Genomic DNA, 11,767 nt, shown 5'->3' on the forward strand with positions numbered 1-11,767 from the left:
GTCCTCCCCTCCGGCCCGCTTCGCTCTATCGCGTCGCCACCATCGCGGGCCGCCACCGCGCACGGACGACTCGATCCCGTCCGGCGAGGTCGCGTCGCACCTCGATGCCCTCGAACCCGAGGTCACGTGCGAGCGCCCTCGCCGTGTCGCCCTGCTTGAATCCGATCTCGCTCACCACGAAGCCGCCCGGACGCAACACTCGAGCCGCATCGGCCAGCAGCGCACGCAACGTCCCAGCACCATCCATATCACCGCCGAGCAGCGCGGCAACGGGTTCGGCGCGCACTTCGGGAGGAGAAGCGTCGATTTCGTCCTGCGAAAGATACGGCGGGTTGGAGACGACGAGGTCGAGGCTCGCCGCGGCGAAGCTCGAGGTCAGGTCGCCGCACACGAGCGCCACCCCGCCCGGCGCGTGGCGCGCGGCGTTGCCGCGGGCGACCGCGAGGCAGGCGCGCGAGCGGTCGAGCGCGACGATCAGCGGTCGGGCGTCCGGAGGGGTGCGGGCGAGCTCGTGCGCGAGCGTCACCGCGATCGCGCCGCTGCCGGTGCCGACGTCGACGACCCGCAGCCGCCCGCGACCGCCCTCGTCGCGCAGGACGCGCAGCGCCTCGAGCGCCGTTTCGACCACGAGCTCCGTCTCCGGGCGTGGAATCAGCACGCGCGGATCGACGGCGAAGCTCAGCGAGTAGAACTCGCGCTCGCCGGTGAGGTACGCGACCGGCTCGCCCGCCGCGCGCCGCGCGACCAGCTCCAAGAAGCGCGCGACCTGCGCCGCCGCGAGCGCCTCGTCACGCCGGACGAAGAGCGTCGTCCGCGTGCCGCCCAGCACGTGCGCGAGCAGCACCTCGGCGTCGAGGCGGGCGCCGTCGACGCCGGAGACCTCCAGGCGGGCCGTCGCGTCGGCGAGCGCCGCGCCGATCGTGCCCGCCTTGGCCGTCAAGCCGACTGGGCCTTCAGCGCCTCGGTCTGATGCCACGTCACCAGCGGCTCGATGATGAGCTCGAGCTCGCCCTCGAGCACGCGGTCGAGCGCGTGCGTCGTCAGGTTGATGCGGTGATCGGTGACGCGGTTCTGCGGGAAGTTGTACGTCCGGATGCGCTCCGAGCGGTCGCCCGAGCCGACCATCGACTTGCGGTTCGCCGCGACCGCGGCGCGCTGCTCCTCCTCGGCGCGCTCGAGGAGCCGCGCGCGCAGGATCTTGAGCGCCTTCGCCTTGTTCTTGTGCTGCGACTTCTCGTCCTGGCAGCTCACCACGATGCCGGTCGGCAGGTGCGTGACGCGCACCGCGGAGTCGGTGGTGTTGACGCTCTGGCCGCCGGGTCCCGACGAGCGGAAGACGTCGATGCGCAGATCCTTCTCGTCGATCTCGACGTCGACCTCGTCGGCCTCGGGCAGCACCGCGACGGTGACGGCGGAGGTGTGGATGCGTCCCGACGCTTCGGTCGCCGGCACGCGCTGCACGCGGTGCACGCCGCCCTCGTACTTCAAGCGGCTGTAGGCGCCGGCGCCCTCGATCGACGCGATGATCTCCTTGAAGCCGCCGAGCCCGGTCGCGTTCGAGCTCAGCACCTCGACCCGCCAGCCGCGCGACTCGGCGTAGCGCGCGTACATCCGGAACAGGTCGGCGGCGAACAGGCAGGCTTCCTCGCCGCCCGTTCCGGCGCGGATCTCGAGGATGACGTTCTTGTCGTCGTTCGGATCGCGCGGGACGAGCAGCAGGCGCAAGGTCGCCTCGAGCTCCTCCTTGCGCGCGCGGATGCCGGGCAGCTCGCTGCTCGCCATCTCGCGCATCTCGGGGTCGGCGTCGTCGAGCAGCGCCACGAGCTCGCGCTCTTCCGCGACCACCTTCTTCCAGTCGCGGTAGCGGGCGATGAGCTCCTCCATCGCCGAGCGCTCGCGGCTGACGCGCACGAACTCCTTGCGATTGGCGATGATGGCCGGGTCGACCAGCATCGCCTCGAGGTCGTGGTAGCGCTTCTCGACGTCCTCGAGCTTTTCAAGCATCGGCGCGCCCCGGTCGCGGCTCCTCCGGTCCCGAGGTCACGGGCCGTGGCCGGGCCACGGCCGGATCAGGAGCTGGCCTGCTCGGCAGGCGGCGTCGCGGCTGCGGCGCCACCCTTCTTGTAGCGACGGTTGAAGCGCTCCACGCGTCCCGCGACGTCCATGATCTTCTGCTTGCCGGTGTAGAACGGATGGCAGTTCGAGCAGACCTCGACGTGGATCTCCTTGCGGGTCGAGCGCGTCTCGATCACGGTGCCGCAGCTGCAGATGATCCGGCTGACGTCGTAGTTCGGGTGGATGCCCTCTTTCATGATCCGTTCGGGGTAGCACCGGCTCCGCGAGGGGGCAAACCAGCCCCGCAGACGGACGCGAGGCCGCACGTCGGAACGGCGCCCGCCCCGCGCTCGAGCGCCGCGTCCGCGCATTGACTTCGAGGCGAGCGCGCGTTTTATCCCGCGCGATGCCCACCTCGGAACATCGACGCCGGCGTCGCGTGGTGACCAACCCGAGCCGCACCTGGCATCCGGGCTGGCTGCGCTCACTGCCGCCCGAGATGAGCGAGTGGCTCGCGTTCGCCGTCCTGCGCGACCCGACCGCCGAGACCCCGCTGCGCACGCTGCTCGAGAGCTACGAGCTGTTCGCCGCGTCCGAGGGGCTGCCGGCGATTCCGGACATCACCTTCGTGCGCCACCTCGAGGCGCTCGGCATCGAGCGCCGCGGCGCGACCTTCGTCGGGCTGCGGGTGCACGCCTCGATCCCGCCGATCCGCCTGCTGACCAAGCTCGAGATCTACGGCTTCCGCTTCGCGACCCGCGACGGCGAGCTCGCGTGGCGCGAGCCGGCGGCCGTCGCCGACCTCGAGCGGCGCGTCGTCAAGCGTCACCGCCGCGAGCTCGCCGCGGCGCTCGCGCAGATCGAGGAGACGCGCGCGATGCTGCGCGGCGCGAGCCCCCTGCCCTCGCCGCTGCCGCTGCGCGTCTCGCGCTGCGCGGCGTGACGCCGGGCGACGCGGCGTCCGCCGCCGATGCCTAGCGTCCGCGAGCAGCACGCGGACTGAGCTCCACGCGTACCGCGCCTCACGCGCCGAGCGCGCGTGCGAGCGCGACCAGCGCCGCGGCGAGCAGCAGCACGACGGCCTCGCACAGCTCGCCGCCCGCGCGCACGGTCGTCGCCGTGACGCCGCCGAACGCGCGGTGCACGACGATGCGAAGCCCGACCGCGACGCTGCCCGAGCCGATCAGCAGCACGACGCCCATCGCGTTGCTGAGCGCGAGCGTCGCCGCCATCGCGCTCACGCTCGCGACGCCGAACTCGCGGAACTTCATCTCGCGCACGAGCGTCGCCTCGAAGTCCTGCTCGCGAGCCGGCAGCGAGCCGTAGGCCTGCACGACGAGCGCCCAGCGCCCGAGCGTCGCGGCGAGCACGACGGCGAGCGCCAGCGTGCCGCGGTCGAGCGCGCCGCCGTCGAGGAGCGCGAGCGCGCCCGCCTTGGCGACCAGGACCAGCGCGCAGACGATCGCGCCGGCGGCACCGAGTCCGCCGTCCTCGAGGCGCGCCAGCGCCGCGTCGCGACCTCCGCGCTTCGCCGACCCGAGCGCACCCACGAGCCGCGCGAGCCCCGCGAGCAGCGTGCCGCGGCTCGCGAGCCAGAGCAGCGCGACGCCGAGCAGCGCGAGCGCGACCCGCGGCAGATCGAGCCGCGCCGCGCCGAGCAGCAGCGCCGCGACGAGCACGCCCTGCACGAAGCCGATCGCCGGAAAGAGCATGCTGCCGCGCGCGACGTCGCGCGGCACGCGCGTCGCGCGCGAGCCGACGAGGAACAGCACGGCCGCGCGCGCCTCGGCGAAGAACGCGCGCACGGCGCGCGCGAGCCCCGTGCTTTCTCCGTCGGCGGCCGATCTGGTAGGGCTGGAGGACATTCGGGCGAACGAGCCTCGTCTCGCAATGGACCGCGGACGCGGAGCTTTCGCCGAGGAGCGCGAGGATGTCCAGCCAGGCGGCCGACGGCGCACACGCGGCGAGGCTCGCGAACGTCGACCCGAACGACCCGTGGCGCGGCGTCGATCCGATGGATCCCGCGGTCCGCGAGAACCCACACCCCTATCTCGCGCACCTGCGCGAGGTCGACCCGGTCAATCTCACGCCGCTCGGCTTCTGGCGGCTCACCCGCTACGCGGACGTCGAGCGCCTGCTGAAGGACGTGCCGGTCGGCGTGCGCAGGAGCGACGGCACGCGCATCGGCGAGGCGCGACTGCCCGGCGGGCCGAGCGAGTTCATGCTGCAGCAGGACCCGCCCGACCACACGCGGCTGCGCCGCCTGGTGAGCAAGGCCTTCACGCCGAACGCCGTCACGCGTCTGCGCGCGCACGTGCGCGAGATCGTCACGCGCCAGCTCGACCGCGTCGCCGCCGACGGCCGCATGGACGTCATCGCCGACCTCGCGCTGCCGGTGCCGGCCACCGTGATCTGCGAGATGATGGGCGTGCCGCTCTCCGACCGCGACCGCTTCACCGAGTGGACGGCCGACGCGACCCACCTGCTGGCCGCGCTGTTCGCGCCGCCCGAGGTGCTCGAGCGCGGCGCGGCCGCGGCAGCGGCGCTGCGCGACTACTTCGAGGCGCTGATCGAGGAGCGTCGCAAGCGTCTCGGCGACGACCTGCTGAGCGACCTGATCCGCGCCGAGGAGGAAGGCGATCGCCTGAGCCCGACCGAGCTCATCTCGCAGTCGATCGGGCTGCTGATCGCGGGCTTCGAGACGACGATCGGCTTGATCGGCAACGGCGTGCTCGCGCTGATCCGCCACCCCGATCAGCTCGCGCTGCTGCGCTCGGATCCGTCGCTCGTGCCGAACGCGGTCGAGGAGTGCCTGCGCTACGACGGACCGATCCTGCTCACCGTGCGCTACCTGCGCGAGGACACGCGGTTCGGCGACAAGCGGATCCCGAAGGACGCGATGGTGATGGCCTTCCTCGCGGCCGCCCACCGCGACCCCGCGGTGTTCCCCGATCCCGACCGCTTCGACGTCACGCGCCAGGGGGCGCCGAACCTCGCCTTCGGCGGCGGCGTGCACTACTGCCTCGGCGCGCACTTGGCGCGCATGGAGGCGCAGGAGGCGATCGGCGGCCTGGTGACGCGCTTTCGCGACCTCGAGCTCGAGAGCGAGCGCCTCGAGTGGGGACGATCGCTGTTCCGCGTGCTCGGCTCGCTGCCGATCCGCTTCGCGGCTTGATTCCTCCGCCCTGCAGCCTATCTCTCTGAGCCGTGAAGCCCGCCGCCGAGACTGCCCGCCGCATCGAACAGGCGGCGGCGGCGCTGGCGCAGGCGCTCGGCGAGCGCGTCGTCTCGATCGCGGTGTACGGCAGCGCCGCCGGCGAGGAGTTCTCGCCAGCGCACTCCGACGTCAATCTCTTGCTGGTCCTCCGCGAGGTGGAGTTCGCCGACCTGCGCCTGATCGGCACGATCCTCGCGCGCGAGGCGCGCGAGGACCTGCGCTTCGCGACACCGCTCGTCGTCACGCCGGCGTTCCTGCGCGACGCGGCCGACGCGTTCCCGATCGAGCTCGACGACATGCGCGAGCGGCACCGCGTGCTGCACGGCGAGGATCTGCTGGCGGGCGTCCGCGTGCTGCCGGCGCGTCTGCGCGAGCAGGCGGAGCGCGAGTCGCGCAGCATGCTGCTGCGTCTGCGCGCGCTCGCGGTGCACCGTCCGCCCGACGCCGAGCTGCAGCACGCGCTCGCTGCGCTCGAGTCGGCGCTGGTGGTGGTCGAGCGCGCGCTGCTGCGCTCGTCGTCCGGCGAGCGTCCCGGACGCGGCACGGCGCTGTTCGAGGCGATCGAGCGGCATTCGGGAGTTCGGCTGCGCGCGCTGCCGCGGCTCGACGCGCTCCGCGAGGGACGCGAGGCGTGGCCGACGGGCGCCGACCTCGACGACCTGCTCGCGGTCGTGCTGCGCGAGGTCGAGGCGCTGGTGCGGCTGGTCGACGGGCACGGGGGCTGAGCGCGTGACGGCTCTGCGTCTTCGGAGCGCGCCCGGCGCGCGCTCGCGCGTGCTCGCCTGCCGCGTCGCACCCGTCCTCGCGTGCGCGCTCGTGCTGCTTGCGGCGGTATCCGCGCACGCGCAGCAGATCGCGGTCCCCAAGCCGCAGGGCTTCGTCAACGACTTCGCGAACGTCATCGACGTGCCGACCAAGCGTCGGCTCGAAGCGCTGATCCGCGAGCTGCAGCAGAAGACCGGCGCCGAGATCGCGATCGTCACCGTGCGCTCGACCGAGCCCGAGACCGCCTTCGACTACGCGATGGCGATCGCCGAGCAGTGGAAGCCCGGCGCCAAGGACAAGGACAACGGCGTCGTCTTCCTGGTCGCGGTCGACGACCGCGAGCTGCAGATCCTGACCGGCTACGGCGTCGAGGGCGCGCTGCCCGACGGCAGGGTCGGCGAGATCCGCGACACGCTCATCGTGCCGGCGTTCCGCGCCGGCGACTACTCGCGCGGCATCCTCGAGGCGACGCAGACGATGGCCGCGCTGATCGCGGCCGAGTACGGCGTGAAGCTCACCGGCGCGCCCGAGCCCGTGCGCCGACGCCCGCGCAGCGGCGGAAGCGGCGCCCTCGGGCTCCTCGGCTTCATCCTGCTCTTCCTGCTGGTGTCGGCGCTGATCAATGCGGTCGGCGGCGGCGGGCGACACTACCGACGTGGTCGGCGAGGCGGTTTCGGCGCGCCGATCATCTTCCCAGGTGGTATGGGGGGACGCGGCGGCTTCGGCGGCCTCGGTGGCGGGTTCGGCGGCGGTGGCGGCTTTGGTGGCTTCGGCGGCGGCGGCTTCGGCGGCGGCGGAGCCGGAGGGAGATGGTGATGACGAGACGGCTCTTGGTTGGGCTTCCGGTGCTCGTTCTCCTCGCGAGCGGTTGCGGCTCGTACAACACGCTCGTGCAGCAGCGCGAGGCGATCGACGCGCAGTGGTCGCAGGTCGAGAACCAGCTGCAGCGGCGCAACGACCTGATCCCGAACCTGGTCGAGGTGACCAAGGGCTACGCGAAGCACGAGCAGGAGATCTTCACCGCGGTCGCGAACGCGCGCTCGCGGCTGCTCGCCGCCGGCACGCGCGAGGAGCAGATCGAGGCGTCGAACCAGCTCTCGGGCGCGCTCGGACGCCTGCTGGCGCTCGCCGAGGCCTATCCCGACCTGAAGGCCAATGCGCAGTTCGCGCGTCTCTCCGACGAGCTCGCCGGAACGGAGAACCGCATCGCGACCGAGCGGCGGCGCTACAACGAGGCGGTGCGCGCGTACAACACGTCGATCAAGCAGATCCCGACGGCGCTGTTCGCGGGCTGCCTGGGCTTCAAGCCGGCCGAGTACTTCGAGGCGCCGGAGTCCGCGCAGCAGGTGCCGCGCGTCCAGTTCTGATCACGCGAGGTTCGTTCTTGATCGCTGGGGGACCGTCGTGCGCGCGCTGGTGATCGGTGCAGGCGGCGTCGGCGGCTACTACGCGGGCGCGCTCGCGCAGGGCGGACACGACGTCGCGGTGGTGGCGCGCGGCGCGCACGCGGACGCGATCCGCACGCACGGCCTGCGCGTGCGCTACCCGGACGGCAGCGAGCGCACCTCGCGCGTCGAGGTGTACGAGGATCCGCGCACGTACGGCGTCGCCGACCTCGTTCTGGTCACCGTCAAGTCGTACGACACCGAGACCGCGGCGCGTCTGCTCGCGCCGTGCGCGGGTCCCGACACGATCGTCCTCTCGCTGCAGAACGGCCCCGAGAACGAGGACGTGATCGCGCGCGTCGCGGGGCTCGCGCCGCTGATGCAGACCGTCACCTACATCGGCTCCGAGATCGAGTCGCCGGGCGTCATCAAGTACTCGGGCGCGGCCCAGCTCGTGTACGGCGAGGTCGACGGCACGCGCTCGGCGCGCGCCGAGCGCCTCTCAGGCTGGCTCACGCAGGCCGGGATCGAGCACCGCGTGTCGTCGAGCATCCTGCGCGTCGTGTGGGACAAGCTCGCGTGGAACGCGGCGTTCAATCCGGTGACCGCGCTCACGCGCCGCACGGTGAGCGCGGCGCTCGACGGCGGACCGGGCGAGGCGCTGATCCGCGACCTGATGCAGGAGACCTTCGCCGTCGCGCGCGGGCTCGGCATCGACGTACCGGTGCGCATCGACGCGACGCTCGAGCACAGCCGACGCGTGCTGCCCGACTTCCGCACCTCGATGCTGCAGGACCTCGAGCGCGGCAAGCGGCTCGAGTGGGACGCGCTGAACGGCGCGGTGGTGCGCGCCGGCGAGCGCGCGGGCGTGCCGACGCCGCTCAACCGCACGCTCGCGCGGCTGCTGGCGATGGTCGATCCCGGCGCTGCGGCGCGCTCGCGACCTTCTTAGCTCGGCGTCAAGATCGGGCGCGCGCGCTGCGAGGCGACCGCGCACGAAGCCGTGGTGGACGCAAGCGACGATCTGGACCCTGATCTTGCCCCTGGCGCTGGCGAGCGCGGCCGAGGCAGCGCCGACGCCAGAGCAGAAGTGTCAGGCGGCCAAGCTGAACGCCCTCCGTACACGCAAGGCGTGCATCCTGGGCGAGCGACGCAAGGAGTGCTCGGCAAGACGCCAAACGTCGCGAAGTGCGAGGCCAGCTCCGCCAAGGCCATCGCGGCGGCGGACAAGGCTGCCGCGAGGAAAAACACCTCGTGCCGGTGGCTCGACAACGGCGACGGCACGGCGGTCGATCTGAACACCGGGCTTCAGTGGGAGATCAAGACCGAGGACGGGAGCGTGCACGACTGGGGGAACCAGTACACGTGGAGCACGACGTCCGGGGAGACGGAGCCGAACGGCACGCTGTTCACGGAATTCCTCGCCACGTTGAACGGCGGCGTGTCGAACGACGGCAGCACGACGACGGGCTGCTTCGCCGATCACTGTGACTGGCGGATTCCAACGATCGGCGAGCTACGCTCGATGCTCGACGCGCAATACCCGAACTGTACCCACATCCCCTGCGTGTCGATCCCGGGGCACACCTTCCCGAGCCACTACTGGTCGTCCTCCACGGTCGCCGACGCGCCCCGGTACGCCTACTACGTGTACGTGTCGCCGGGCTTCGTTGGCGCCGCCAACAAGGATCTCGCGAGCTTCCCGCGAGCCGTACGCGACTACTAGCGAGCGCTCGCGCTTCTGAAGCGGGGCGGGCGGCGGTGAGGACCGCCGCCCGCCGAGGTCTCGTCCGAGGACGACGTCAAGAACATCTTCGCGGCTGCCGCAGGCGGCTGGGGCGCTGGCGCGCGGGTCCGGGGCGAGGCGCAGGGCGCCCCGCGGCCATGCTGGGCGCCCGCGCCGTGCCGTCAGGGCATCGCCGCCGCGGGAACCGGCTGCGCGCGCGACGTGTCGGCGTAGTGGAAGCCGAGGTCGATCGCGTCCTCGTCGGGCAAGCCGCTGGTCGACGTCGTGCCGCCGATCTCCGCCGACGCCGCGGGCGTCGAGCCCGCGTCGATCGCCTCGCTCGGCGTGCCGCCGTCCGCGGCGCTGCGCAGGCGGAAGTCGTCGTCGCGCCAGCCGACGCCGCCGAGCACGCCGTCCGCGCCCGCGGGATCGACGAAGCCCGGCTCGAGCGGACGGTTCTCGGCGCAGCCGTCGCACGAGAACAGGTACGTCGACGGGTGGATCGCCGTGCCGTTGCCGGCAAACCCGTTGTGCAGCAGCAGCACTCCCGGCAGGTCGAGCCGCAGGCCGCGTCCGGGCGAGCCGACGATCAGGTTGTCGCGCACCTCGCCGAGCGCGTTCAGCATCGCGACGTTACCCGAGGCGTTCGCGTACACCGTGTTGTGGGCGATCACGTTGCCGGTCGACACCGAAGGCGCACCGGACGCGTCGAGGCTGATCCCCCACTCGCCGTTCGCGTAGATCAGGTTGTTGCGCACGAGCGCGCCGCCGACGCGCTTCAGCCGCACGCCGGAGCCGCCCGCGCTCGCGACGATCGAGCTCTCGATCGCGACCTCCTCGAGGTCGACCGCACGGATGCCGTCGGTCGAGGCGCCGATCACCGCGCAGTTGCGGATGCGCGCGCGCGGCGCGGTCGCCAGCACCGAGATGCCGGTCGCGCCGCCCTCGACGACGAAGCCGTCGACGATCACGTCCGGCGCCTGCAGGGTGACGCCGTTGCCGCTGCTCGGCGCGATCACCACGTCGCCAGGCACGTCGGCGAGCACGGTCACGCCCGCGACCTTGACCTGCACGGTCTCGTCGTACGTGCCCGGCAGGACGACGATGGTGTCGCCGGGCACGGCGCTGCGCAGCGCGCGCGCGATCGTCCGCCAGGGCGTCTCGCGGTGGCGGGCCGTGCCGACGCTGCGCGAGTCGTCACCGAGCGTCGCGCTGACGTGGAACGTACGCTGCAGGTTGTCGCCGATCGGCATCGCCGGCGGCGGCTCGACGCCCGCAGGCGCGTCGTAGTGGAAGCCGATGTCCGCGATGCCCGTGTCCGGCGCGCCGTCGCGCGCGGTCGAGCCGCCGATGTCGAGCGCGTCGACCTCGCCCGAGCCAGCGTCGACCAGCGGGCTCTGCTGCGCGTCGCCCGCCGCGAGCTGCTGCAGGCGGAAGTCGTCGTCGCGCCAGCCGTCGCCGCCGAGCAGGCCGTCCGCACCGGACGGACGCACGTAGCGCGGATTGACGCTCAGGTTCTGCCAGAACGCGAGTGACGGCAGGTAGTCGTTCTTCTGGTCGCGGTCGCGGCCGTTGGCCGAGAGGTTGTTGTGGTGCACGGTCACGTCCGGCGCCGCGAGGTAGAGGCCGACGTCACGCTGCGACGTGATCGAGTTGTCGCGCACCTCGCCGCTCGCGTTCAGCAGACGCACGCCCGAGCGGTTCGCGTGCACGGTGTTGAACGCGACCACGTTGCCGGTCGACGGCGGCTGCGCATCCCCGGCCGTGTCGTCGAGCGAGATGCCCCAGTCGGCATTGGCGTACACCAGGTTGTTGCGCACGTAGACCGGCGCCGACTGCCTGAGCTTGATGCCCATCGCGCCCGAGCCGGTGACGATCGAGTTCTCGATCCACGCGTTCGGGCTGTCCTCGACGACGATGCCGTTCGAGGCGCTCGACACCACCGCGACCCCGCTCACGACGAGATCGGGCGCCGAGCGCGCGACGATGCCCTGCGCCGCGCCCTGGACGACCAGGTTGCGCACCCGGACGTTCGCGTAGCCGTTGATGTACACGCCCGCCTTGCCCGGCGGCGGCGCGATGACGACGTCGCCGAGCGCGCCCTCGCCCTCGAGGGTCAGGGAGTCTTGCTTGACGTCGGCCTGCACCTCGTAGAGGCCGGCGCGCAGCACGATCGTGTCGCCGGGCGCGGCGGCGTTGATCGCGCGCGTGAGGCTCTGCCAGGCGGTGTCGGGCGAGCGCGCCTCGCTCGGGTCACGGCCGTCGTCGCCGTCGACCGGGTCGACCCAGTAGGTCTCGCCGCTGCCCGGCAGCGGGGGATGGTACGGCGTCGGCGACGGCACGGGCGTCGGACCCGGCGGCAGCGACGGTCCCGGTCCGCCCGGCGCGCTCGCCGACGCGCTCGCCCCCGCGTGGAAGCCCAGGTCGGCGATGCCCGTGTCCGGCGCGCCGTCGCTCGCCGTCGAGCCGTCGATGTCCACCTCGTCGACCGCCCCGCTCCCTGCATTCACGAGCGGGCTCGCTGGCTCCTCGCCGGCCGCTTGTCGCAGCTCGAAGCGCCCCTCCTCCGGCGCAACGAAGCCTGGATCGACGCTGAGGTTGCTCGCGTGCGGCTTGACG

Annotated in this window: 12 protein-coding genes; 7 read left to right on the forward strand and 5 right to left on the reverse strand. The window is 72.6% G+C overall.

Features of this window, described 5'->3' with window-relative positions:
* Positions 1-25: 25 nt before the first annotated feature.
* From prmC to rpmE, 3 genes are all read right to left on the reverse strand, one after another.
* Complete coding sequence (gene prmC, locus VIS07_02615) at positions 26-940, reverse strand: peptide chain release factor N(5)-glutamine methyltransferase (protein ID HEY8514386.1); 915 nt, start codon at positions 938-940, stop codon at positions 26-28.
* Positions 937-2,004: a peptide chain release factor 1 gene (gene prfA, locus VIS07_02620; GenBank protein ID HEY8514387.1), complete on the reverse strand. Its 1,068-nt coding sequence runs from the start codon at positions 2,002-2,004 to the stop codon at positions 937-939. Before prfA ends, prmC begins: the two co-directional genes overlap by 4 nt.
* 65 nt (positions 2,005-2,069) lie before the next feature.
* On the reverse strand, positions 2,070-2,312 hold the full coding sequence (gene rpmE, locus VIS07_02625; GenBank protein HEY8514388.1) for a 50S ribosomal protein L31: 243 nt from the start codon (positions 2,310-2,312) through the stop codon (positions 2,070-2,072).
* A 149-nt stretch (positions 2,313-2,461) separates the two neighbouring features.
* Here rpmE and VIS07_02630 point away from each other — a divergent pair, with 149 nt between their 5' ends.
* Positions 2,462-2,998 (forward strand): hypothetical protein, encoded by a 537-nt coding sequence (locus VIS07_02630; GenBank protein ID HEY8514389.1) that lies wholly within the window; start codon positions 2,462-2,464, stop codon positions 2,996-2,998.
* Between the two features lie 79 nt (positions 2,999-3,077).
* Here VIS07_02630 and VIS07_02635 read toward each other — a convergent pair whose 3' ends face one another.
* Entirely contained in the window at positions 3,078-3,860 is a 783-nt protein-coding gene (locus tag VIS07_02635) for an adenosylcobinamide-GDP ribazoletransferase (protein ID HEY8514390.1), read from the reverse strand.
* Between the two features lie 125 nt (positions 3,861-3,985).
* On the opposite strand from VIS07_02635, the gene VIS07_02640 reads away from it, so the two are divergent.
* From VIS07_02640 to VIS07_02665, 6 genes are all read left to right on the forward strand, one after another.
* Positions 3,986-5,230 (forward strand): cytochrome P450, encoded by a 1,245-nt coding sequence (locus VIS07_02640; protein HEY8514391.1) that lies wholly within the window; start codon positions 3,986-3,988, stop codon positions 5,228-5,230.
* Positions 5,231-5,262: 32 nt separating this feature from the next.
* Positions 5,263-5,997 carry a hypothetical protein gene (locus VIS07_02645; GenBank protein HEY8514392.1) on the forward strand — a complete coding sequence of 245 codons (735 nt, stop codon included), beginning with the start codon at positions 5,263-5,265 and terminating at the stop codon, positions 5,995-5,997.
* Positions 5,998-6,001: 4 nt separating this feature from the next.
* On the forward strand, positions 6,002-6,853 hold the full coding sequence (locus tag VIS07_02650) for a TPM domain-containing protein (GenBank protein ID HEY8514393.1): 852 nt from the start codon (positions 6,002-6,004) through the stop codon (positions 6,851-6,853).
* Positions 6,853-7,404 (forward strand): LemA family protein, encoded by a 552-nt coding sequence (locus VIS07_02655; GenBank protein ID HEY8514394.1) that lies wholly within the window; start codon positions 6,853-6,855, stop codon positions 7,402-7,404. The genes VIS07_02650 and VIS07_02655 overlap by 1 nt, the downstream gene beginning before the upstream one ends.
* 37 nt (positions 7,405-7,441) lie before the next feature.
* A complete protein-coding gene (locus tag VIS07_02660) occupies positions 7,442-8,374 on the forward strand; it encodes a 2-dehydropantoate 2-reductase (protein HEY8514395.1) in 933 nt (310 codons plus the stop codon).
* 207 nt (positions 8,375-8,581) lie between these two features.
* Positions 8,582-9,148, forward strand: a complete 567-nt coding sequence (locus VIS07_02665) for a DUF1566 domain-containing protein (GenBank protein HEY8514396.1) — start codon at positions 8,582-8,584, stop codon at positions 9,146-9,148.
* 182 nt (positions 9,149-9,330) lie between these two features.
* Here VIS07_02665 and VIS07_02670 read toward each other — a convergent pair.
* The coding region (locus tag VIS07_02670; GenBank protein HEY8514397.1) for a right-handed parallel beta-helix repeat-containing protein at positions 9,331-11,767 on the reverse strand (2,437 nt) is incomplete at its 5' end.

The sequence above is a fragment of the Candidatus Binatia bacterium genome (assembly GCA_036563615.1).
Lineage (GTDB): Bacteria > Desulfobacterota > Binatia > UBA12015 > UBA12015 > DATCMB01.

What these genes read in the sequence shown, in the direction of transcription:
- VIS07_02640 (HEY8514391.1), top strand. Translation starts at nt 3,986, where the DNA reads ATGTCCAGCCAGGCGGCCGACGGCGCACACGCGGCGAGGCTCGCGAAC.
- VIS07_02655 (HEY8514394.1), top strand. Translation starts at nt 6,853, where the DNA reads ATGACGAGACGGCTCTTGGTTGGGCTTCCGGTGCTCGTTCTCCTCGCG.
- VIS07_02630 (HEY8514389.1), top strand. Translation starts at nt 2,462, where the DNA reads ATGCCCACCTCGGAACATCGACGCCGGCGTCGCGTGGTGACCAACCCG.
- prfA (HEY8514387.1), bottom strand. Translation starts at nt 2,004, where the DNA reads ATGCTTGAAAAGCTCGAGGACGTCGAGAAGCGCTACCACGACCTCGAG.
- rpmE (HEY8514388.1), bottom strand. Translation starts at nt 2,312, where the DNA reads ATGAAAGAGGGCATCCACCCGAACTACGACGTCAGCCGGATCATCTGC.